General features: G+C 72.1%; 14 protein-coding genes. 7 read left to right on the top strand and 7 right to left on the bottom strand.

Annotation, left to right across the window (positions count from 1 at the left end; all coding sequences use genetic code 11):
• The first annotated feature begins 234 nt into the window (after window positions 1–234).
• The 3 genes from WME83_RS25115 to WME83_RS25125 all read left to right on the top strand — a co-directional run bounded on the left by WME83_RS25115 (window position 235) and on the right by WME83_RS25125 (window position 4,518).
• Window positions 235–2,151: a hypothetical protein gene (locus tag WME83_RS25115; RefSeq protein ID WP_437321814.1), complete on the top strand. Its 1,917-nt coding sequence runs from the start codon at window positions 235–237 to the stop codon at window positions 2,149–2,151.
• A 129-nt stretch (window positions 2,152–2,280) separates the two neighbouring features.
• Window positions 2,281–3,153, top strand: a complete 873-nt coding sequence (locus WME83_RS25120) for an alpha/beta fold hydrolase (RefSeq protein ID WP_437321815.1) — start codon at window positions 2,281–2,283, stop codon at window positions 3,151–3,153.
• Window positions 3,154–3,294: 141 nt separating this feature from the next.
• Window positions 3,295–4,518 (top strand): MFS transporter, encoded by a 1,224-nt coding sequence (locus tag WME83_RS25125; protein WP_437321816.1) that lies wholly within the window; start codon window positions 3,295–3,297, stop codon window positions 4,516–4,518.
• 153 nt (window positions 4,519–4,671) lie between these two features.
• Here WME83_RS25125 and serA read toward each other — a convergent pair whose 3' ends face one another.
• Window positions 4,672–5,931, bottom strand: coding sequence for a phosphoglycerate dehydrogenase (serA, locus tag WME83_RS25130; RefSeq protein WP_437321817.1), 1,260 nt, complete (start codon window positions 5,929–5,931; stop codon window positions 4,672–4,674).
• Window positions 5,932–6,109: 178 nt separating this feature from the next.
• Here serA and WME83_RS25135 point away from each other — a divergent pair, with 178 nt between their 5' ends.
• Window positions 6,110–7,282, top strand: a complete 1,173-nt coding sequence (locus WME83_RS25135; RefSeq protein ID WP_437321818.1) for a S1C family serine protease — start codon at window positions 6,110–6,112, stop codon at window positions 7,280–7,282.
• A gap of 46 nt (window positions 7,283–7,328) precedes the next feature.
• Here WME83_RS25135 and WME83_RS25140 read toward each other — a convergent pair whose 3' ends face one another.
• A complete protein-coding gene (locus WME83_RS25140) occupies window positions 7,329–8,687 on the bottom strand; it encodes a DUF1552 domain-containing protein (RefSeq protein WP_437321819.1) in 1,359 nt (452 codons plus the stop codon).
• Window positions 8,688–8,701: 14 nt separating this feature from the next.
• Entirely contained in the window at window positions 8,702–10,435 is a 1,734-nt protein-coding gene (locus WME83_RS25145) for a DUF1592 domain-containing protein (protein WP_437321820.1), read from the bottom strand.
• Window positions 10,436–10,791: 356 nt separating this feature from the next.
• On the opposite strand from WME83_RS25145, the gene WME83_RS25150 reads away from it, so the two are divergent.
• The gene (locus WME83_RS25150; RefSeq protein ID WP_437321821.1) at window positions 10,792–11,622 is read left to right on the top strand and encodes an alpha/beta hydrolase; all 831 of its coding nucleotides are present in this window, start codon (window positions 10,792–10,794) and stop codon (window positions 11,620–11,622) included.
• A 241-nt stretch (window positions 11,623–11,863) separates the two neighbouring features.
• Complete coding sequence (locus WME83_RS25155) at window positions 11,864–13,651, top strand: hypothetical protein (RefSeq protein ID WP_437321822.1); 1,788 nt, start codon at window positions 11,864–11,866, stop codon at window positions 13,649–13,651.
• Between the two features lie 149 nt (window positions 13,652–13,800).
• Here the strand turns inward: WME83_RS25155 and WME83_RS25160 are convergent, their stop codons facing one another.
• Together WME83_RS25160 and WME83_RS25165 are read right to left on the bottom strand one after the other, a co-directional pair.
• On the bottom strand, window positions 13,801–15,687 hold the full coding sequence (locus WME83_RS25160; protein WP_437321823.1) for a serine/threonine-protein kinase: 1,887 nt from the start codon (window positions 15,685–15,687) through the stop codon (window positions 13,801–13,803).
• Between the two features lie 115 nt (window positions 15,688–15,802).
• Window positions 15,803–16,264, bottom strand: coding sequence for a hypothetical protein (locus tag WME83_RS25165; RefSeq protein ID WP_437321824.1), 462 nt, complete (start codon window positions 16,262–16,264; stop codon window positions 15,803–15,805).
• A 43-nt stretch (window positions 16,265–16,307) separates the two neighbouring features.
• Between WME83_RS25165 and WME83_RS25170 the strand changes: the two genes are divergently transcribed.
• Window positions 16,308–20,309, top strand: coding sequence for a CARDB domain-containing protein (locus WME83_RS25170; RefSeq protein WP_437321825.1), 4,002 nt, complete (start codon window positions 16,308–16,310; stop codon window positions 20,307–20,309).
• A 92-nt stretch (window positions 20,310–20,401) separates the two neighbouring features.
• Here the strand turns inward: WME83_RS25170 and WME83_RS25175 are convergent, their stop codons facing one another.
• Complete coding sequence (locus tag WME83_RS25175) at window positions 20,402–21,337, bottom strand: LysR family transcriptional regulator (protein ID WP_437321826.1); 936 nt, start codon at window positions 21,335–21,337, stop codon at window positions 20,402–20,404.
• A gap of 51 nt (window positions 21,338–21,388) precedes the next feature.
• The gene (locus WME83_RS25180) at window positions 21,389–22,324 is read right to left on the bottom strand and encodes an alpha/beta fold hydrolase (RefSeq protein WP_437321827.1); all 936 of its coding nucleotides are present in this window, start codon (window positions 22,322–22,324) and stop codon (window positions 21,389–21,391) included.
• Window positions 22,325–22,506: the final 182 nt, after the last annotated feature.

Raw genomic sequence — 22,506 nt, forward strand, 5'->3', positions numbered from 1 at the left:
GAGGGGCAGACAAGCTCCGACCCGGACACAAGCCGCCGTCTCTGGCCCTCTCCAGATCCCCTCACCCGCCTGCGAGAACAACCGCTCTCGCGAGCTCAGCGTCGCGCCCGAGCGCCCGCGCGGTCATACTCCCCGCCGAGACGCATGGGACTGCTCGACTGGCTCCGGCGACGGCGTGGTCTTCCGGCATCGACAGATGCGTTGGCGCCTCGCGTGGAATCGCCGGCGCCTCGCGTGGAATCGCCGGCGCCTCGCGCGGAATCGCCGGCGCCTCGCGCGGAATCGCCGGCGCCTCGCGCGGACGGCACCGCGACGGCGGCAGAGGGCTCGACCCGCGCCGAAGCGACGGCGCCCTCCACGCCTTCGCGGAGGCGGTCGTGGCTGGTCCAGGGCTACCGGGTCGACGCCGATCTCGCGCATCAGAGGCTCTGCCTCTCCATTCCGGCCGAGGGAGACAAGGACGAGGACGAGCCCGAGCTCTTCGCCACGCTCCGGGACGCCCCGCTGACGTCGCGGATGGTCTCGGCGGCGCTGCTCGCGCACAAGGCCAAGCAGTTCGACGACGGCCTTGTCGCGGCGGTGGAGCTCGCCGCGCAGCAGGGCGCGGGGCGCCTGCGCGGCAAGGCGTACCTGATCGAGACCTGGCTCGCCGCCCTCCCCCACGGCGCGCCGGCGATCCCGGCCGCGCTGCTGCTCTGCGCGGCGCGCCTCGGCGGGGCGGCCAGGGACGTTCCGCCCGCCCTCGCGGCCGAGGTCGCGCGCGTGCGCGGCGAGCTCCTCGCGGACGAGCGCCGCTCGAAGCCGCTCGGGATCTACACGTGGAGCGAGCCGCTCCGGCGCGTCTTCCAGCAGGACCGGCTGCTCCAGACGCCGCTCGACGACCCCGGCCAGGTCGAGGCGCTCGCCCGCGCCCTGCGCGACGAGGCGGCCGCGCGGACCACGTACGAGGGCGCGCTCGCCCTGGCGTCCCGGCTCACGGGCCCGCCGGACACGCCCGACCTCACGCCCGTGCTCCGCTCGCTCGATCGCGGCCAGGTCGAGGTCGGGCGCGCCCACGCGATCTTCCCGCCGTCGCGCTCCGTCGAGGCCGATCTGGCGAGCAAGCTCTTCGACGGCCGCCCGATCCCGGAGGGGTTCGACCTGATGAGCGAGCTCGTGGCGCGCATCCGCGACGGCCGCGTGGATCTCCGGCCCACCGAGGGCTCCGGCTGGTACGACTACCAGACCTGGTCGCTCGAGCCGCTCGTCGCGCCCGAGCGCGCGCCCGAGGCGGCGCGCGTGTCGCTCGATCGCCGGTACCGCGAGCACCTGCTGGCGCTGTTCAAGGGCGCCCTCGCGCTCGCGCGCGAGACGCACGTCAAGCAGCTCGCGGTGCCCGCGCCGAGCTGCGCCCCGCCGTTCCCGCGCCCCCGGCCGCGCGTCGAGATCGACGTCCTGCCGGAGCTCGCCGCCGAGCCCACGGTCTCGTATTTCCTCCGCCGCTCGCTCGGGTACCGCTTCGTCCGGAAGGCGCTCGAGGGCGCGTTCGGCGCCGACGCGCTGGCGCGCCTCGAGCGCCTCACGCCCGAGGGGCCGGTCGAGCTCCCGCTCTCCGAGGAGCTCGCCCGGATCGAGGGGCTGCTCTTCGGCGCGGCCGCCGCCACGGCGAGCGATCTCGGGATGTCGCTCGACGAGGCCATGGATCCGGCGTTCCGCGCGGCCTGCGCGCTCGTGGGCCTCCTGCCGGACCAGGACGGCGCGCTCGGGTCGGGGCGCGGGCGCGAGCACGACGTCGAGGCGTTCCGGCGCTTCCGCGCGCAGGACGACCCCGACCTCGGGCGGGACGCCCGGATGATGGTGCCCGTCGTTTACGACCGCGAGCGCCGCAAGACGAAGGTCTGGGTCTTCCTGGGGTGGAGCGCGGAGCGCGTGCTGGTGTCCTTTCAGCAGCCGCCGCTCGTGCGGGTCTTCGCGCCGGACGGACGCGAGGCGTCGCCGCCCGAGGTGGAGGTGCGGTATGGCGCGCTCACGCACGACGTGCCGTATCCGGTGGTGGCGGAGCTCTACGTGGATCGGCTGCTCGATCGCGACGAGCTCCGGGCGCTCTGCGATCGTCGCCGCGGCCGGCGCGCGATCGTGGCGGCGCTCCGGGGCGACGGCCCTTCGTGGTAGAACCGCGGCCGTCGCTCGACGGGAGGCGCTCGCCCTCCCGGAGCCTCGAGCGGCCTCCAGCACCGTGCCAGCAACCAGCCGTCCAGCGCGCGATCGGCCCCCGCGGCCGTCCTGAAGAAAGGGGAGACGATGACCCTCGACGAATCCAAGCTATCGCACCGGTTCACCGAACGAAGCGGCGTGCGCCTTCACTACGTCGAGGCGGGCGAGGGGCCGCTGGTCGTGCTCCTCCACGGCTTTCCCGAGCTCTGGTACTCGTGGCGCCACCAGATCCCCGCGCTGGTCGAGGCGGGTTACCGCGTGATCGCGCCGGACATGCGCGGCTACAACCTCTCGGACAAGCCCCGGGGCGTCGGCGCCTACGCGATCGACGAGCTGACCGCGGACGTGGCGGCGCTCATCGAGGCGTCGGGCGCGGAGCGCGCCGCGGCCGTGGTGGGCCACGACTGGGGCGGCGGCGTCGCCTGGACGTTCGCGATGCGGTATCCCGCGCTCCTCGAGCGGCTGGTCATCCTCAACTGCCCTCACCCCCAGAAGCTGCTCGCCGGGTTCCGCACGGCGCGGCAGCTCCGCAAGAGCTGGTACATGTTCTTCTTCCAGCTCCCGAGGGTCCCCGAGCTGATCGCCCAGAGGAGCGGTTACGCGCTGCTCCGCGAGGCGCTGAAGAACGATCCGCAGCGCCCGGGCGCGCTCAGCGACGACGATCTCGCCCGGTACGTCGCGTCGTGGTCGCAGCCGGGCGCGCTCACGGCCACGATCAACTACTACCGCGCGATGCTCCGCCCGGGCAGCCTGCGCGGCCTCTCCAAGCCGACCCGCGTCGACGTCCCCGTGCTGGTGATCTGGGGCGAGCACGATCGCTATCTCGGCGCCGAGCTCGCCGCGCCGGATCCGGAGCTGGTCCCGAACGCGCGAGTCGCCCGCATCCCCGACGCGAGCCACGGCGTGCTGTACGACCGGCCGGAGCGGGTCAATCAGCTCCTGCTCGAGTTCCTGCGGTGAAGCCTGCGCGTCAGCGCGGCGGCCCCGCGCCGACGTCGTGGTCGCGCGCGCGCCAGCCCGAGGAGCGGCGTCAAAGCGGCTTTTCGCCGCCATGGACCCGTTTGACACGGCGGAGCGGCCGATCGAACCTGCCGGGCGATCATGCTCCGCCGCATCCCTGATCGGAATATCTGGCTCATCTACGGCGCTATCTTCCTTCTCGGCCTCGCCTACGGCATCGCCATCTCCCTCACGGCGGTCTTCCTGAACGACCGCGGGTTCACCAAGACCGACATCGGGCTGCTCGCGTCGTGCTTCGCGCTCGGCATCGTCCTGCTCTCGCTGCCGATGGACGCGCTCATCCGCCGGTTCTCGGCCAAGACCACGCTGGTGCTCTCGCTGGCCGGGTACGCGGCCGCCATCGGCGCCTTCCCGCTCCTGCCGGGCTTCGCCGCGATCGCCGCGGTGCGCTTCCTCGACGGCGCTTGCTCGGTCGGCATCTGGGTGAGCTGCGAGACGATCCTGCTGGCCCGCTCGGACAGGGACAACAAGGCGTTCATCACGAGCATCTACGCGATCTCGATGGCGCTCGGCTACGTCCTCGGCCCGCTCTGCGCGCCGACCATCCTCGCGCTCTCCTCGATGCGCGCGGCGTTCCTCCTCTCCTGCGTCATCTCGCTGATCGCGGCGGTCCTCGTGCTCGCGCGCCTCGACCGCGATCTACCGGGCATCTCCGAGGCGCACGGGGAGCCCGACGCGACGGCCGGCGCGGAGCCCGCGGCGTCCTCCGCGTCGATCTTGTGGCGCATCAAGACCGCGTGCTTCGCGACCTTCGCCTACGGCTATTTCCAGGCCTCGGTCGTGCTGTTCCTCCCGCTCTACCTGATGGCGTCGAAGGGGGTGACGCGCGATCAGACGATCCAGATCCCCGCCTACTTCGCGGCCGGTATGCTCGCCTTCACCAACGTCTTCGGCCGCCTCGGCGACCGCCGCGGCCACCTGTTCCTCATGCGCGTGCTCGGCGCGATCGGCACGCTGATGATCCTCGGCTTCGTGTACCTCGATCGGTACGACGTGATGTGCGCGGCGGTGCTCGTCGCCGGGGCGACGCTCGCGTCGATCTCGCCGCTCAGCCTCGCGCTCCAGGGCGTCGTCACCGCGCCGCGCGACTACAGCCGCGCGAACTCGATCTACAACGTCTTCTACGCCGCCGGGATGCTCCTCGGCCCCCCGGCGTCGAGCGCCATCTACGAGGCCTCGGGCGGCGTCGCGATGCTCTACCACCTCGCGGCGCTGTGGGCCGCGTTCGTCGTCTTCGCCTTCGTCTTCGCAGGGGACGATCCGGCGTCGCGGCGCGCGCGGGGCCGGGTCGAGGCCCCGGCCTGAGGGGGATCGCCCTCCCGACCCCCCATCGACGCAGCGGCAGGCCGCCGGGGGGACGCTTCGACGCGGGTGCCCCAGCGCTCCGCGCTCGCCCCGTCGACGTCGCCGTGGGCGCGGGCGGCCGGGCAGCCCGCGGCGGCGCCCCGCCGCCGCTCCTCAGTAGAGAACGCGCGTCCGGATGCTGGTCTCCAGCGCCCCGATCCGCCGGCTCACCTCGGCCGACACGTCCTGCGACAGGTCCATGATGAGGTACCCGATGTTCGCGTCCGTCGACAGCACCTGGCTGTCGATGTTGGCGTTCACGTCCGACACGATCCGGTTCACGTCGCGGAGCACGCCCGGCACGTTGCGGTGGACGTTGAGGACGCGGTGCGTGGCCTTGAGCGGCGGCAGCTCCACGTTCGGGAAGTTCACCGCGCCCGTCGTCGCCCCCGTGGTCACGAGCTGCGTCAGCGCGCGCGACACCTCGCGGCCGATGGCCTCCTGCGCCTCCTCGGTCGAGCCGCCGATGTGCGGCGTCAGGATCACGTTCGGCAGCCGCTGCAGCTCCGTGTGGAAGCCGTCCGAGTTCGACTCCGGCTCCTCCGGGTAGACGTCGATCGCCGCGCCCGCCAGGTGCCCGCTCTTCAGCGCCTCGGCCAGCGCCGGGATCACCACGACCGAGCCGCGGCTCGCGTTGAGCAGGTACGAGCCCTTGCGCATGTGCGCGAGCTCGGCCGCGCCGATCATGTTGTGGGTCTCCGGCGTGGCCGGCACGTGGAGCGACACGTAATCCGCCTCCGCGAGCAGCGCCTCCAGCGTCGGCAGCGCGCGGTTGTTCCCCATCGGGAGCTTCTGGGCGATGTCGTAGTAGACGACCCGCATCCCCATCGCCTCGGCGAGCACGCCGAGCTGCTGGCCGATGTGGCCGTAGCCGATGAGGCCGATCGTCTTGCCGCGGACCTCATAGCAGGCCTTCGAGACCTTCTTCCACGTGCCGGCGTGCACCTCGCGCGACCGGTCGCCGAGCTGCCGGGCGAGCATGACGCACTCGGCGATGATCAGCTCGGCCACGCTGCGCGTGTTGCTGAACGGCGCGTTGAACACCGGCACCCCGCGGCGGTTCGCCGCGTCGAGGTCGACCTGGTTCGTGCCGATGCAGAAGCAGCCGATGGAGAGCAGCTTGGGGGCCTTCTCCAGGACGCGCGCGGTGACGTGCGTCTTGCTCCGGATGCCGAGCATGTCCACGCCCTCGAGCGCGGCGATGAGCTCGTCCTCCTTCAGCGCGGAGCTACGCGTCTCGATCTCGAACGACCGCGATCGAAAGAGCTCGTGCGCGCTCTGGTGGATGTTCTCGAGCAGGAGCACCTTGACGGGCTCCTTCGCGGCCGGGGGGGTGGTCTGAAGTTTCGTTGAAGTTGGCGTCATGGGCTTCATCCGTCAGGGCCACCTCTACCGCAACTTGGCCGGTTTGCATCTCGGATCCGATCCCCTCCTCCGCCGACGCGGAGGGACGTCCGCCCGCGCATCCGTTGCGCGCGGCAGACCGCCGCACCTCCCGGCGGCGCGCGCCGCAGGGGAGACGCCTCGCCGCGGTCAGGCTAGATTGCGCCGCATGCGCCACCGCAGACACGCTCGACTCCCCGCCTTCCTCGCCGTCGCCGCGCTCGCCGCCGCCCCTGGATGCAAGGGGAAGCCCAGCCCCGGCGGCCCGTCGCAGAGCGCCACGACGGCCCCCGACGCGCCCGCCGCGCCGGCGACCTCGACGACGCTCCAGACGATGCCGCCGCCCGTGCCGCCGCCGTCGAAGAACGCGCTCATCGAGGACGAACGCAACACGATCTCCGTGTTCCGCGAGGTCGCGCCCGCGACGGTGTTCGTGACGCAGCGCCGCCTCGTCGTGGACCGCTTCTGGGGCACCGCGGTCGAGGTGCCCGCCGGCTCGGGCACGGGCTTCGTCTGGGACGCGGACGGGCACATCGTCACGAACTTCCACGTCGTGGACAACGCGCAGTCGCTCGTCGTCCAGCTCCAGGGGGAAAAGACGTTCCCGGCGAAGCTCGTCGGCGTCGAGCCGCGCAAGGACATCGCCGTGCTCAAGATCGACGCGCCCAAGGAGATGCTCAAGCCGATCCAAGTCGCGCCCCTGCGCGAGCCGCTCGAGGTCGGGCAGAAGGCGATCGCCATCGGCAACCCGTTCGGCCTCGATCACACCCTGACGACCGGCATCATCAGCGCGCTCGGGCGCCAGGTCGAGGGCGCGGGGGGCGTGACCATCCGCGACATGATCCAGACGGACGCCGCCATCAACCCCGGCAACTCCGGCGGCCCGCTGCTCGACTCGAGCGGGCACCTCATCGGGATGAACACGATGATCTTCTCGAAGAGCGGCACCTCGGCCGGCATCGGCTTCGCCGTGCCCTCGACGACGATCGCGCGGGTGGTCCCGCAGATCATCAAGACCGGCAAGGCCGAGACGGTCGGCCTCGGCATCCAGCTCGACCCGGCCCACCGCCTGGAGCGGCGCAACGGCATCCGCGGCGTCATCGTGATGGGCGTCGTCCCCGGCGGCCCCGCCGAGAAGGCGGGCCTGCGCGGCCTCTCCGAGGGCGACCGCGGGCTCACGCTCGGCGACGTGATCGTCGGGATCGACGGCGCGCCGGTCGACGACTACGACGCCCTCTACAACGCCCTCGACGGCAAGAAGCCGGGCGAGAAGGTGAAGGTCGACCTGCTCCGCGGCGGCCAGAAGACCACCGTCGAGGTCCAGGTCGAGCTCCTCAGCTGAGCGGCCGCCGGGGCCCGCGAGCGGGCCCCGGCGGGGCGACGCGCGCTCAGGCGACGATCGGATCGACGAGCCCGCCCTCGAGGCTCTCGTCGCCGAAATCGTCGAGCGGGCCGCCCTGGCCGTTCTTGCAGCCGACGGCCGCGCCGATCGTGTTGAGCAGCTTGTTGTTCGTGACCTTGATGTCGACGAACTGGCCGGTCTTCAGGTAGCCCGCGGCGCCGCCGGCGAGGATGTACGGGACCTTCCGGTAGGAGTGGTATTTGTCGGCGTTGTCGTTGAGCCACACGGCCACGCCGTGGTCGAGGAGCGTCCCCGAGCCGAGCTTGTAGGACGCGAGCCGGTCGAGCAGGTGCTTGAAGAGCCGCGCGTGGATCCGGTCGATCTGGTGGTGCAGCTCCTGCGCGCCCTCGATCGGCGGGCCCTCGGAGCCGTCGCTGTCGATGCGGTGGGAGATCTTGTGGTAGCTCTTCTGCCGGACGCCGTGGATCGTGTACTCGGTCCCGTCGTTGCCGTCGCCCACCTGGAGCGTCGCCGCGCGCGTCACGCCGCACGCCATCGCGAGCGCGATGATGTCCATCTGCATGCGGGCGACCGCCTCCACGTTCTCGGATCGGCCGACGTTCGGCGAGATCGCCTCCATCGCGGCGACCTGCTCCGGCGGGAGCTCGCAGGCGAGCGAGGCCTCGAGGTCGCGGATGCTGTCGAAGTGGAGCTCCAGCCGCTCGCGATCCGTCTTGCTGAGGTCCTTCCGGCCCATGAGCGCCAGCATCTCGCTGCGCACGAGGTCGTTCACGCTGGCGCGCCGCTCGGCCAGCGCCTGCTGGGCCCCGGCGTCCACGTCGGCGAGCCCGAAGAGCTTCTTGTACGCGTTGAACGGGTTGCGCTCGGCGGCGCGCAGCTGCTTCGGCCCGCGGTACGAGAGCACCTCGTTGATGTAGCCGGCCATCCTGCCGGCGTAGAGCGTCAGCGGCTCGACGCCCTGCGGGTTGAGCTCGGTCGCGATGCGGTTGTCGATCGACTCGCCCATCGCGAGCGACTCGTTGCCCGACGGATCCTCCGACACGCGCGCGGCGGTCAGGCACTGGTTGCCGCCGCCGGAGTGGCCGCACCCGTTGCCCTGGAACGCGAAATTCACGCCGCGCACCAGGATGAGCTGGCTCGCATAGTCCTTGAGCTCGCTGACCGCCCGGTCGCTGTCCCGCTCCATCGACGCTGCGGACAGCGGGCCCGTCTCGCTCGGCCAGAACATCTCGGGCTCGTCGTTCGTCGCCTGCGCCACGCCGTTCGCCTGGCGCATGAAGATCGCGAAGGGCGGCACGTCGCCCGTGCCGGCCGCGGCGCGCCGGGGCGCGAACGTCTCCAGGAACGGGAGCGCGACCGTGACGCCAAACAGGCCTCGAAGCACACGTCGTCGGGTGATCATTGCGCCTCCGCGGGGACTCGAGCGAGGAACGAGGTGGACGAGACGAGCTGGAGAATGAGCTCCTTGGTCGAGGCGCCGCCGCGCGACGCCTCGCCGAGCTCCTTGATGGCCTGCCGGTCCTTCGCGCCCGTGTTGCGGCCCTGCGCGAACTCGATCCAGCGCCGCGCGTAGCACGCGTGGGCCTCCTCGCTCTCGGCGAGGACCCGGCTGAACTCGATCGCGTCCGCGTAGCTCTTCAGCGCGCCGCCGAACCGGTAGGCGTCCGCGGCGTTGACCGGCACGCCGTTGTCGGTCGTGCGGTACTTGCCGATCGCGTCGTAATGCTCGAAGGCGAACCCGGCCGGGTTGATCCAGGTCCCGTGGCACGCCTCGCCGCACGTGCCCTTGCCCGTGTGCGCCTCGACGCGCTCGCGGTTGGTGGCCTGCTCGCCCGGCGGCAGCCCCGTCGCGTTGTCGGGCGGCGGCGGCAGCGTGGCGCAGAGGATCCTGAGGTTCACGAAGACGCCGCGGTGGATCGAGTCCGGCTGCCGCGCCGTCGCCTTCGACGCGAGGAAGCCGAGGCGCGTGAGCAGCCCCGAGCGCTCCGCCCCGGCGAGCTCCACCTGCTCGAATTTGTCCGAGAACTCCCCCTCGATGCCGTAGACCGCCGCGAGGTGATCGTTCACGAACGCCGTGCGCGAGGTGAGCAGGTCGGTGAGCCCCCCCTCCTCGTCGAAGACGATGTGCTCCACGAACAGCTCCGCCTCGCGCTGCATGTCGTCCCCCATCTCGGGGACGAACTCGGGGTAGAGCGCCTGGTCCTTGTTGAGGTCGTGGTACTGCTCGTAATCGTAGAGCTGCCGGTGGAACGCGCCGATGACCTCGCGGGCGCGCGGGTCGTCGAGCATGCGCTCGGCGTAGGCGCGGACGGCCTCGGGGGTCGAGAGCTCACCCGCCTTCGCCGCCGCGAGGAGCTCGTCGGAGGGCATCGTGTTCCAGAAGAGGTACGAGAGCCTCGTCGCGATCTCGTGCCCGCTCAGCGGGATGAGCCCGTCCTTCGCCGGCCCGGCGCCGAGCTCGACCCGGTAGACGAAATGGGGTGACTGCAGGAACGCCTCGAGCGACGCGCGCGCGCCGGCGGCGAACGGGTCCTCGCCCTCGAAGAGCTCCTTGCCCCGGTGGAACAGCGCGAGGTACGTGTCCCGCTCGCCGTCCGTGAGCGGTCGCCGGAACGCCCGCTCGCCGAACCGCTCGACGAACGCCTGCGCCCGCGCCTCCGGCTCGTCCGGCAGGTCCGCGGGCGCGATCCGGGCGAGCTTGTCCGGGTCAGCGGTCACCATCGCCGCGAGCTCCTCGGCGGCGCGCTGGTAGTCGCTCCAGAGCCCCGGGGTGACGAGGAGCGCGGCCTCGTTGTTGTCGAACACGCCGCCGAGCGGATCGGTCGTGAACGACGCCGAGAGGCCGGGCCGCTCGTCGAGGCGCAGGAGATCGCGCGCCGTGTTCTCCCACTGCGCGTGGCTGAGCCGCGGGAACATGCTGCGCTCGGCGACCTCGGCCGACGCCGCTCCGCCCTCGGGCTCACCGCCCGGCGAGCCGCCCGGTGAGCCGCCCGGTGAGGCGCCGTCGCCCTCGGCCCCATCGCCCACGAGGCCCGTACATCCCGCGAAGACGAGCGCCGCGGCGCAGAGCCCCGCGCCGAGCGCCCGCCGCCATCGCGGCGAGCCGTTCATCGAACAAGACGGTGCTGTCATCGCCCTCTCCTGATTAAGAGCTCTCGTGACTAAGCAGCTCATCCAGCATAGCTATCGATTCAACTACCATCAATGAGAAACCGTCCTGCTCGCCTGAAATCGCGTCAGGTTCGTCAGTTTCGCCAGTTTCGTTTGGAGCTCAAAGTACGCGTCGCGACAAGCCGACGGCGGACAAATCGCACATCACCGGAACTCCCATGCTCGCGACGGGCGAAATCGCGGGAGATCGCGAGATCTCGATGAGCGCGGCGTGGCCCCAGGCGACCAGGTGCGGGACGATCCGCCGCTCTGGGTGCGGGGGGCCTCATGTAGGTTCTCTGTTGCTCCCGCGGAGACGATTCAGCAGGCTGACGCTCATGCGCACCTACCGCACCCGGCTCGCCTCCACCTGGTCAGCGCTCGCGCTCGCGTCGCTCGCGGCCGTCGCTGCCTGCGAGCGGCGGGCGACGCCGCCCTCGGGGGGCGCCCCGGCGGGCCCCGCGAAGGAGGCGCCGCCCGCCGCGCCGGCCGCGAGCGCGCCGGCCGCCGCGGCGCCCGCCGAGGTCGAGTTCCTCGAGGAGATCACCGGCGGCGCGGACAAGAGCGAGGCGCTCCCCCTGATCGTCGCCATTCACGGGCTCGGCGACAGGCCCGAGTCGTTCGCGGGGCTCCTGTCGGGCGCCGACGTCAAGGCGCGCCTCGTCGTGCCGCGCGGGCTCGCGCCGTACGGCGACGGCTACTCGTGGTTTCCGCTCCAGCAGGCGCTCGCGAGCGACGCGGTGGGACAGGGCATCTTGCGCGCGGCCGCCGCGCTCGCGGCGACGATCGAGCGGATCTCCGCCGAGCGGCCGACGCGGGGCAAGGCCATCGTGACCGGCTTTTCCCAGGGCGGAGCGCTCACGTTCGCGCTCGCCCTGCACCACCCGCGCGTGGTCGGCGCCGCCTTCCCCGTGAGCGGCTGGGTCCCCCCCGCCGTGCTGTCCGGCGCGAGCGCGGCGGATCCGGCGGCCCCGGCGCTCGTCGCGCTGCACGGCGACGCCGATCGGCGCGTTCCGCTCGACCCGACGCGCGACGCGCTCGCCGCGCTCGCCGGGCGCGGCGTCAAGGCGAGGCTGGAGAGGTACCCGGGCGTCGGCCACACGGTGAGCGGCGACATGCGGCGCGACCTCCTGCAGCTCATCCGCGGCGCCGCCGCGGAGATGCGGTGACGGCCGCCCGACGCGCCCCTCGTCTTGCGCCGCGGCGAGGAGATCTGCCGGATCGGCCGCCGCACTCCGACCGAGACCGGCAATTGCGATCTCGACATGGATGAGCTCTCACCCGCGGATCGGGCGCAGAAGCGTCGATAGGGGAGGCTCGAGCGAGAAAGCAGGGGTGCGGCGCCGCGGCGCGGGACGCGCGGCGTCCATCTACACGGCGCGCCGCGCGTGCCCTATGTCGCAGCTTCGAATGGAACCGGCCCCTCCCCATCGCTTCGAGAGGTGGCTCTGCCACCCTCGCTTCTTCGGCGCCGTCTTGCTCCTCGCGCTCGCCCTGGCGGCGTTCACGGTGATCGTCGGCTTCTACAGCGATGACTACATCCTGCTGTGCTATCTCGCCGAGCTGATCCCCGGCTCGCCCCCCTGGTACGATCTCTACAACTTCATCAGCGGCGACCCGCAAAAGACCCAGGCGAGCATCGCCCTCACCGCGATCCCGTGGTGGACCGATCCCGAGCTCCGGCTCCACCTCGTCCGGCCCCTGACGAGCGCGCTGATCACCCTCGAGCGCGCCGTCTTCGGCCACGCCCCGCTCGGGTACCACCTCGTCTCCATCGCGCTGTACATCGCGGTGGTCGCGGCCGCCGGCAGGCTCTTTCTGCGGGTGCTCCCGCGCGCGACCGCGGCGCTCGCGCTGCTGATCTTCGCGGTGAGCGCGAGCCACATGCAGCCGGCCGGCTGGATCTCGTGCCAGCACTTCCTGCTCACGGCCCTCCCGGTGGTGCTCGGGCTCCTCGCCTACCTCCGCTACCGCGACGAGGGTTGGCAGCCCGGGCGGTACCTGGGCCCGCTCGGGCTCGGGATCGGGCTCCTCGGCGGCGAGGCGGCCCTCGGCGGGGCGGCGTACTGGGTCGCCTACCAGCTCGCCGGCCCCGTGCCGCCGGGCCGCGCGGCCGGCGTTCGCGCCCGGGCGACCGCGGCGCTCCCGGTGCTCGGCCTCCTCGTGTACTTCGCCGCCTACAAGGCGGTGGGCGGCGGCGCCGCGCACACCGGCGGTTACGTCGACCCGCTCTCCAGCCCGCTCCAGTTCGCCGCCAGGGCGGCGGAGCGCCTGCCCATCCTGCTCAGCAACGCCCTCCTGACCGTGCCCTCCGAGCTCTCCGGCGCGCTCCCCGTGGGCCCCTTCATCGCCGCCGGCCTCGCGGCGACCGCCGGCCTCGCGCTGCTCTACCGCGCTTGCCTGCCCGCGATCCCCGAGCGCGAGCGCGCCGCCCTGCGCTGGCTCGTCCCCGGGGCGCTCCTCACGCTCCTCACGACCGTCGGCGGCTTCCCGGGGTCGCGCGTCCTGATGCTGCCGAACCTCGGGATCGCGCCGCTCCTCGCCGTCCTCATCCTGCGCGGGCTCCGCCCGGCCTCGTCGCCCGGGCGCGCGCCGTGGGCCCGCCGCGCCGGCGCGGGCTTCTTCGCCGTCGTGCACGTCGCGCTCGCGCCGCCGATGTTCCTCCTCGCCACCCTGTCGAACACGGACGCCGCGCGGAAGCTCGAGCAGGTCGCCCGCACCGCCGAGATCGGGGCGCCGCCCCGCAAGCGGGTCTTCCTCGCCGCCTCCTCGGATCCGATGGCGTCCATCTATCCTCAAGCGGTCCTCGCCCTGGAGTCGCCCGAGGCGTTCTCGTGCTGGTCGATGCTCTCGACGGCCAAGGCGCCGCACCGCCTCACGCGCACCGGCCCGTCCTCGTTCACCCTCGCGCCCCTCGGCCGCACGATGCTGGTCGGGGCGTTCGAGACCCTCTACCGCGCGCCGTCGGCGCCGCTCCCGCCCGGCTACGAGGTCCGCCAGTGCGGCGCCACGATCCGGGTCGCGGAGGTCGAGGACGGGAGGCCCTCGCGGATCGAGGTCGATCTGGGCGCACCGCTCGAGGATCCTGGGCTCGTGCTCCTCGCGTGGCGCGACGGGGGGCTCCGCCGCGTCGCGCTGCCCGCGATCGGCGAGGCGGTGGAGCTGCCGTGGTCGCCGGGGCCGATCGGGTTCTTCTGAGCGGGGCGCGCGTCCGCGATCTGCGCAGCCGGCGGGCGCGTAGCACCCCGCCGCGCCCAGCAGGGCGCAGGCGACGCAGGAGGAGAGAGACGACGGCCGCTGCTCGCTCGCGGTCCAGCGCCCCTCCTCCGTCGGTCGCCATCGACTACCTATTCCTCCCGTGGATTTCGAGTTCGACGATGGGGAATATCGATGATGAACGTCGTGGCGGGCCGTGCGCTCGTCGGAGGTCCCGGTGCGCCCTGGCGCGTGGTTTCCGGCGCATCGGCATCCAGCTTCAGCGCCTCGCCCTCGCCGCTCCCCTGCGGGGACGGCGCTGCAGGCGGTGCTCCGGCAGATTGCGCCGGAAGCAGGTCGTGGGAGGTCGCGTCCGATTGGAACGCGTCAAACACGTCAGTCATGCTATGGATGACGGCGATTGAGGCAGCGACGAGCACCGCGAGCACCGGCATAGCGCCTATGTACCAGAGCCAACGGCGGGAATTTCCTTTCTGGACGTGTGGAGGAGGATCGACGATCGTCACGCTTGGACTGGCGCGCCAACCGATCTCCTGGGAGGTCGCTTGGCTCAAGGGTGCACCGCTGTTGAGCTGACGGACGGACATGCAACGATGCAGCGCCTCGCAAAAGGCGCGCGCGTCAGAGTGCCGATTTTCCTTGGTCCAATCGGTTGCCCGCTGCAGCACCGACTTCACCCCATCGCTCACCGGGAGCCCTCGGATGACTTGATTGGCGTCACGCCAGACCAGATGAGGAAGATCGCCGCCGTACAGGCAGAATATGGCAGTCATGGCCAGCCCGTAAACGTCGGCTCTCGCATCGGCGTCTTGTGGATGCTCGAGGAGCTCCGGCGCCGCGTAGAGGAAGGTGCCGAGCGCGCCTGTCCGCGTGCCCCCGGTCGTATGCGCGCCGTTCACCAGATCGAAATCAGTGAGCTTTGGCTCACCGGAAGCGTCGATGAGTATATTGGCGGGCTTCACATCACGATGAACCATCCCTCTGGCGTGAGCTTCCGCCAGAGCATCGCCGACCTTGAAGACGATCGGAAATATATCGTCAAATCGAACGCGCCGCTCGATCACGGCTCGTCGTAAGTCGCCGTTCGTCACGAGCTCCATTACGTAATATTGATACCCATCGTCCTCTCCGTGCGGCTCCAAGACGCGCACCACCGCGGCGTGCTGGAGCGCGGCCATCTCGCGAGCTCCGCGAAAGAGCCGTTCGCGCCGGATGGCATCGCCCGCGAGGTCCGAATGGAGAACTTTGACTGCGACATGAGTGGCCGTGTTCCGATCGAGCGCCTCCCATACCACAGCGAATCCTCCGCGCCCCACGCGATTGAGCAGGAGGTACCGGCCGTCTCCAAGAGAGTCTCCCGCTTTGAGTTGCCCCCCTCGCCTGAGCTGGCGGCGAAGGTCGAGGATTTCGCGTTCCACCTCAGCGGTGCTGGCCCCGACCGACGCTAGCTCCGCCTTGCGGATGCGGGCTATCTGCAGTTTGTGGCTGATGGTTCGAGTTTCGTCATCCGGGTACATCGGCGTACGCTTCCTCGCGTATGCCGGCGCAGATGCATGCTCGTGGGCTCCGCTGATGAGGAGCCGCACTTCCCGTGCTATATCCGCAAGATCGGCCGTGATCTGATGCTCCGTTCCCTCGGAGAGACAGCGGCGCTGCCGCGGGCGCAGCTCGAGTCCACGAAGCCATGCGACGCTCTGCCAGTCGCACGGTGTGGCGAGGATCGGTATGATGGTCAGGCCGAAATGTGCACGCCTCCGCAGGAGGTGCGGCACGACGTCCGTTTGAAGGAATTCGGACGCGAGGAAGTTCGCGGTCACGATGAGAATCGCGACGCTCGCGGCGTCCATCGCGCCGCGGAGCGCGGCGTCCCGCGCCTCTCCGCCGTTGATCCTGCGCTCGTCCCAGGGGTCGAGCAGTCCTTGCAGGGCATGGACGTCCAGCTGCACGATCAGCCGATCCCGCCATGCACCGTCTCGCGGATCGGAGCTGATCAGGACCCTCGGCTTGGATCGTTCCATTCGCAAATTCTCGCACAGGAGGGGGGACGGCTGTCCAGTCAGGCGAATGGCGCCGCTCGGGCTAGGTTGCGCCGCCATCCGAAGCGGGCTGAGCCTCCGGCGAGGTACGCCGGCGCTACGCCTGGCCGCCGGCCGCGCTGCGCGCCGCGAACGTCCGCGGCAGACCCTGAGTGACATCCGGCGATCCATGAGCGGCACCGAGCAGCAAGGGGCGCTGGCCTGGCGGACGGCGACGCGCGAGGTTGCAGCGTGCTGCGCGCGGGGTACTTGCGGCGAGGCGGGGCCGGAGGACCTCGAGCGCGGCGGGGCGGCCGGTCCCGAGCTGCGTGGCGAGGTAGACCACGGCGAAGCCGCCGTGGCTCCGCGCCTCTTCGACAAGGAACTCGCCGGCGAGGGTGCCGGGCGCGAGGTCGTCGGCGGCGCCCGGCGCCTCGTCGGCGGCGGTGCCGGTGGGGTCGTAGGGGCTCGTGGTCGCCGCCAGGGTGGAGGAGATCGCCTGAGCGCGCGGAGAAACGCAAGCCTGCTGTTCCGCCGTGACGCCGCGAGGTCGCTCTCCACGGCACGATAGCGGGATCACGGACGCTTGACGTGGACACAGCCCCGGCATCTCATGAGGCTCTATGCTCAGCCAACGAGTCTCTCTGGAGCGATGGGCGTGCTGCATTGCCGGCACGCTGGCGATGACCGTGGGGTGCGGGGGCAGCGGAGCGCCCCGCGGACCCGAGCCTGTCGGGGCGGCGGCCGAGGCGCTCACGGGCCATGCGCCCGATCTCGTGATCGCGGGCGTGAGCGGGCCTGCGAGCGCTGTTCCACTCAGCTATTTCACGACCGCCGTGACCGTGTGCAACCAGGGCAGCTCGGCGAGCGGCGGCGCGGACGTCGAGGTGAGCCTGTCGGAAGACGACCTGATCACGCCGTGGGACGCTTTCTCCGGCCACGCTCCGCTGGGGAGCCTCGGCCCGGGGCAATGCGCGGTGGTCGACGTCCCGACCGTCGCGACCGTGCCCGACGGCGCCTACACGCTCGGCGCCGTGGTGGACCCGCTCGACGACGTGATCGAGCTCCTGGAGACCAACAACGCGGCTGCGGGAGGCAGCATCGGCATCGGCGACGGTCCGGATCTCATCGTCTCGACCGTGAGCGGCCCGCCGAGCGCCTTGCCCGGCGGCGGCTTCGACGTGGAGGTCACGGTGTGCAACCAGGGCACGATGTCGAGCCCGACCCCGACCGTGGAGGTGCTGCTCTCGCCGGACGCCGCGATCGATCCATCCGATCAGCCCATCGGCGGCGCGACGGTTCCGTGGTTGGACCCTGGCCAGTGCGGCTCGGTGACCGTGCCTGTCAGCGCGGGTGTCGCCGAAGGCGTCCATCACCTCGGCGCGGTGGCGCGCGAGAACGGGTGGAACGAGGAGCTCGACGCGTCCAACAACACGCGGGCCGGCGGGCTGCTCGGCGTCGGCCACCAGGCGGATCTCGTCGTCTCCGCGGTGATCGGGCCGCCGAGCCTCGTCGTCGGCGGCGGCCTCGACGCGTCGATCACCGTCTGCAACCAGGGGACGCAGCCGAGCGGTGGCGCCGCGATCGATCTCCTGCTCTCGCCCGACGGGGAGATCACCCCCGCCGATTTCTGGATCGGCGGGGGATATGTGCCCTCCCTGAGCCCAGGACAATGCGCTTCCGCGACGATCGCCGCCGACGCCTACGTGCCCGAGGGCACGTACACGCTGGGCGCCATCGTGGATCCCGACAGCTGGGTCCCCGAGCTCATCGAGGCGAACAACGCCTCTGCGGGCGGTGAGATCGGCGTCGGCGACCAGCCGGACCTCATCGTGTCGGCCGTGAGCGCGCCGCCGAGCGCGACGCCCTTCGCCATCTTCGACGCCTCGGTCACCGTCTGCAACCAGGGCACGCAGCCGAGCCAGGGCACCCACGTGGCGCTGCGCCTCTCCTCGGACGCGATCGTCGCGGCGACCGACTTCCCGGCCGGCGGCGGCCCGGCGCCGCACCTGGACCCAGGGCAGTGCGCCACCGTGACCTTCCCGGCGAGCGCTGACGTACCGCACGGGGCCTACCACCTCGGCGCGATCGCCGATGCGGGCGACGCGGTCGTCGAGCTCATCGAGGGCAACAACGCCGCGGCTCTCGCCGTCATCGGCGTCGGCCATCGGCCGGATCTCATCGTCTCGGCGGTGAGCGCTCCGCCGAGCGCCCTGCCGGGCAGCGGCTTCGATGCGACGGTGACCGTATGCAACCAGGGCACCACGCGGCCGGGCCACGGCGCCCATGTGGCGCTGCGCTGGTCTCGCGACAGCGCGATCACGTGGACCGACACACCGGCCGGCGGCGGTCCGGCGCCTCCCCTGGATCCTGGCCAGTGCGCCGACGTGAGCCTCCCTGTGACGGTCGACGTGCCTGACGGCGTCCATCACCTCGGCGCGATCGTCGATGCGCACAATGGGCAAGAGGAGCTGAACGAGGCCAACAACGCCGCATCGAGCGCGCCCCTCGGCGTCGGCCATCGGCCGGACCTCATCGTCTCCGCCGTGAGCGGGCCGCCGAGCCTCCTCCCCGGCAGCGCGTTCAGCGCCTCCGTCACCGTCTGCAACCAGGGCACGACCCCGAGCCATGGCAGCAGCGTCGACGTGGTCCTGTCGGCCGATCCGGCGATCACGCCGCTCGACGCGCTCGCGGGGAGCGGCCCCATAGGCGACCTGAGCCCTGGACAGTGCGCCACCGTGGCCGTGCCCGCGAACGCCTATGTGCCCGACGGCGCCTATCACCTCGGCGCGATCGTCGACCCGGTGGGCTCGCTCGCCGAGCTCATCGAGACGAACAACGCCGCTTCAGGCAGCGTCATCGGCGCCGGCAACCGACCGGATCTCATCGTCTCCGACGTGAGCGGCCCGCCGAGCCTCCTCCCCGGCGGCAGCTTCGACGCCGAGGTCACCGTCTGCAACCAGGGCACGCAGCCGAGCTACGGCGCCCACGTGGAGCTGCGCCTCTCCGCGGACGCGACCGTCACGGCGGCCGATGTCCCCGCCGGCGGCGGTCCGGTGCCGTACCTGGATCCGGGCCAGTGCGCCATCGTGACGATCCCGGCGAGCGCCTACGCGCCCGACGGCGCCTACCACCTCGGCGCAATCGTCGACCCGCACGCCTGGATTTCCGAGCTCATCGAGAGCAACAACGCCGGAGCAGGCGCCCTGATCGGCGTCGGCTCCTGGCCCGACCTCATCGTCTCGGCGGTGAGCGGCCCGCCGAGCGCCCTGCCGGGCAGCACCTTCGACGCCTCGGTCACCGTCTGCAACCAGGGCACGACCCCGGGCCAGGCCATGGTGGAGCTGCGCGTGTCCGCCGATTCCACGATCACCGCGGACGATGCTCTCGCGGGCAGCGCCCCGACGCCGTACCTGGATCCTGGCCAGTGCGCCGCCATCGCGATCCCCGCGAGCGTCTATGGCCCTGACGGGGTCTATCACCTCGGCGCGATCGTCGATCCGCACGGCTGGCAGCCGGAGCTCATCGAGACGAACAACGCCGCTTCAGGCAGCGTCATCGGAGCCGGCAACCAGCCGGATCTCATCGTCTCCGCCGTGAGCGGCCCCCCCAGCGCCCTCCCCGGCGGCAGCTTCGACGCCGAGGTCACCGTCTGCAACCAGGGCACCCAGCCGAGCTACGGCGCCCACGTGGAGCTGCGCCTCTCCGCGGACGCGACCGTCACGGCGGGCGACTTCCTCGCCGGCGGCGGTCCGGTGCCGTACCTGGAGCCGGGCCAGTGCGCCATCGTGACAATCCCGGCGAGCGCCTACGCGCCCGACGGCGCCTACCACCTCGGCGCGATCGTCGACCCGCACGCCTGGATTTCCGAGCTCATCGAGAGCAACAACGCCGGAGCAGGCGCCCTGATCGGCGTCGGCTCCTGGCCCGACCTCATCGTCTCGGCGGTGAGCGGCCCGCCGAGCGCCCTGCCGGGCAGCACCTTCGACGCCTCGGTCACCGTCTGCAACCAGGGCACGACCCCGGGCCACGGCCTGGTGGAGCTGCGCGTGTCCGCCGATTCCACGATCACCGCGGACGATGCTCTCGCGGGCGGCGCCCCGACGCCCTACCTGGATCCTGGCCAGTGCGCCGCCATCGCGATCCCCGCGAGCGTCTATGGCCCCGACGGGGCCTATCACCTCGGCGCGATCGTCGATCCCCACGGCTGGCAGCCGGAGCTGAACGAGACCAACAACGCCGCTTCAGGCAGCGTCATCGGCGCCGGCAACCAGCCGGACCTCATCGTCTCCGCCGTGAGCGGCCCTCCCAGCGCCCTCCCGGGCGGCAGCTTCGGCGCCGAGGTCACCGTCTGCAACCAGGGCACGCAGCCGAGCTACGGCGCCGACGTCGAGCTGCGCCTCTCCGCGGACGCGACCGTCACGGCGGCCGACGTCCCCGCCGGCGGCGGTCCGGTGCCGTACCTCGGGCCGGGCCAGTGCGCCACCGCGACCTTCCCGGCGAGCGTCTACGCGCCCGAGGGCGCCTACCACCTCGGCGCGATCGTCGACCCGCACGCCTGGGTTTCCGAGCTCATCGAGAGCAACAACGCGACGGCCGGCGGCGAGCTCCTCGTCGTCTATTGATCGCCCGCTTCGCGGCATCCTCCGCAACGGCGAGGACGCCGCGTCGGGCGTTCTTCTCGACCGTCAAGGTGATCCCCGGGCGCTCGTGAGCCTCAAGCCCCGCTGTGCGCGAGCGCCGCGGAGAACGCCGCCGCGGCCGCCGAGAGCGCCCTCGATCGGACGCGCGCGCGGTGCAGCGCGAGCGCGACGGAGCCGAGCCGAGGCAGCCTCGCCGAGGCGGCGAGCGGCGCGCGCTGCGCCCGCGGGACCCAGCGCCGCCGGGCGGCCGTGACCCCGTGCCCGGCCGCGGCGAACCCGGCGACGAGCCTCGGGCTGCTCGACTCGAGCGCGACGCTCCACGCGACGCCGGCCCGGTCGAGCGCCTCGATCAGGCGGTGTCGCAACAGGCAACCTTCGCTGTAGAGCGCGACGGAGAGCGGCGCGCCGCCCCGCGGCAGCGCGCCGACCCACGCGAGCGGGTCGACGCGCAGGATCTCCGCGCCCGGCGCCGCGTCGAGGTGGGTCGCGACGACCAGATCGAACGCGTGCCCCAGCTCGGGGAGCGACGCGCGCGAGGGCAGGATGGAGACCTCGAGCCGCACCGGCGGCGAAGCGGCGCTCGCCCGCAGGATCGCCGCGCGCACGCGGGCGAGCGGCACGTCCTCCGGGACGGCGGCGCGGAGGCGCTCGGTGTCCGGCCGGCCGGCGAGCTCGAGCACGGCGTCCTCGTGCAGCCGGAGGATGCGGTGCGCGTGGGCGAGGAGGCGCTCGCCGGCCGTCGTGAGCAGCGGGCCGCGCGCGGTGCGGCGAAAGAGCTGGACCCCGAGCAGATCCTCGAGCCTGCGCACCTGGAGGCTCACCGCCGACTGGGTGAGCCGGCGCGCGCCGGCCGCGGCGGTGAAGCCGCCGTGGCGCGCGACGGCGACGAGGGTCTTCAGGAGGCCGATCTCGAGCTCGGGGACGTTGCCCAGCGAGAGGGGGCTATCCTGCTCACGAGACAGCGGCGCGACGAGGGCGGCGCTGCCGCGCCGGGAGGGGTTGTTCGGCATGAGGACGCTGGCCGGATCCTAGCAGAGCCGCCGCGCGCCCGCGGGCGGGGCTCACCGGCGCGCGAGGTCCTGGAGCGCGGCGGAGAGCGCCTCCTCGAAGCGCGCCTCCGCGTCGATCATCGGCCAGTGGCTCGCCTGCGGGATCACGAGCGCGCGCCACCCCGGGACGAGGGCCTGGTTCGCGCGCTCGTTGGTCGGGATGAGGTCCGCGTCGATCGACCACACCGGCACGGTGAGGCGCGAGAGCCGGTCGCGGATCGGATAGCTCAGGTTTTCCTCGAGGATCGCTGTCGCCGTGTCCGCGCGGACGCGGAGGATGCTCGCCGCGACCCGCTCGATATCGCCCTCCGCCGCCGAGGGCGGGAAGAGCGCCCGCACGATCCGGCGGACTTCGCCCGGGAAGTCGGCGCGCAGCCCGCCGAGCATGCCGCGCTGGTCCGCGGGCGACGGCAGGCGATCCACGTCGGGGAACGAATCGACGAAGACGAGCCCCCGCACCCTGCCCGCGAGCGGACCGAGCGCGGCCTCGACCACGATGCGCCCCGACATCGAGTGCCCGACGAGGATGGGCCGCTGCGCGCCGGACGCGCGGGCGACGGTCTCCAGATCTCCGGCGTAGGCCGCCACGGTCCAGGCGCGGCGGGCGTTGCCGGACCGACCGTGGCCGGGGAGGTCTGGCACGATGAAGCGATAGCGGTCCGAGAGCGACCGGACCACCGGCTGGAAGAGGTCCGCGCTGCCGCCCCAGCAATGGGACAGGATCACCGCCTGTTCTCCCCGGCCGGCGATCGCATAGGCGATCGGGGTGCCGTCGGCGGCCGGCACCTGCGCGAAGGAGAGCGCGCCGGTCGCTCGCGGCGACGTGGTCTCGACCGCATGAGCGGCCGGGGGGGCGGGGCTCGGGCGGCAGCCCGCCATCGCGGCGAGCAAGACGGCGAGCGCCAGCCAGGGGAGACGATACGAAGGGTGAGCGTCGGAGGGCTTCATGGGCGTGCGCCATGCTCCGCCGGCGGGGCGGGACGAGCAAACGAGGCCCTCTCATGCGGCCATGAGCGGCGCTCATGGCGCGGCGCCGCCCGCTGGCGCAGAGGGCCAATGTTTTCGTCGCGCTCGGCCAATGCGGGGCCGCGCTCGCGCCCTTATCAACGATCCCATCGACGACGGAGCTC

Source organism: Sorangium sp. So ce385 (assembly GCF_051474135.1).
Classification (GTDB): Bacteria; Myxococcota_A; Polyangia; order Polyangiales; family Polyangiaceae; genus Sorangium; species Sorangium cellulosum_D.

Excerpts from the sequence above, each read along its gene's own strand:
- WME83_RS25150 (WP_437321821.1), top strand. The coding sequence starts at position 10,792 with ATGCGCACCTACCGCACCCGGCTCGCCTCCACCTGGTCAGCGCTCGCG.
- WME83_RS25160 (WP_437321823.1), bottom strand. The coding sequence starts at position 15,687 with ATGGAACGATCCAAGCCGAGGGTCCTGATCAGCTCCGATCCGCGAGAC.
- WME83_RS25180 (WP_437321827.1), bottom strand. The coding sequence starts at position 22,324 with ATGAAGCCCTCCGACGCTCACCCTTCGTATCGTCTCCCCTGGCTGGCG.
- WME83_RS25135 (WP_437321818.1), top strand. The coding sequence starts at position 6,110 with ATGCGCCACCGCAGACACGCTCGACTCCCCGCCTTCCTCGCCGTCGCC.
- WME83_RS25120 (WP_437321815.1), top strand. The coding sequence starts at position 2,281 with ATGACCCTCGACGAATCCAAGCTATCGCACCGGTTCACCGAACGAAGC.
- WME83_RS25170 (WP_437321825.1), top strand. The coding sequence starts at position 16,308 with ATGCTCAGCCAACGAGTCTCTCTGGAGCGATGGGCGTGCTGCATTGCC.
- serA (WP_437321817.1), bottom strand. The coding sequence starts at position 5,931 with ATGAAGCCCATGACGCCAACTTCAACGAAACTTCAGACCACCCCCCCG.
- WME83_RS25175 (WP_437321826.1), bottom strand. The coding sequence starts at position 21,337 with ATGCCGAACAACCCCTCCCGGCGCGGCAGCGCCGCCCTCGTCGCGCCG.
- WME83_RS25125 (WP_437321816.1), top strand. The coding sequence starts at position 3,295 with ATGCTCCGCCGCATCCCTGATCGGAATATCTGGCTCATCTACGGCGCT.
- WME83_RS25155 (WP_437321822.1), top strand. The coding sequence starts at position 11,864 with ATGGAACCGGCCCCTCCCCATCGCTTCGAGAGGTGGCTCTGCCACCCT.
- WME83_RS25145 (WP_437321820.1), bottom strand. The coding sequence starts at position 10,435 with ATGACAGCACCGTCTTGTTCGATGAACGGCTCGCCGCGATGGCGGCGG.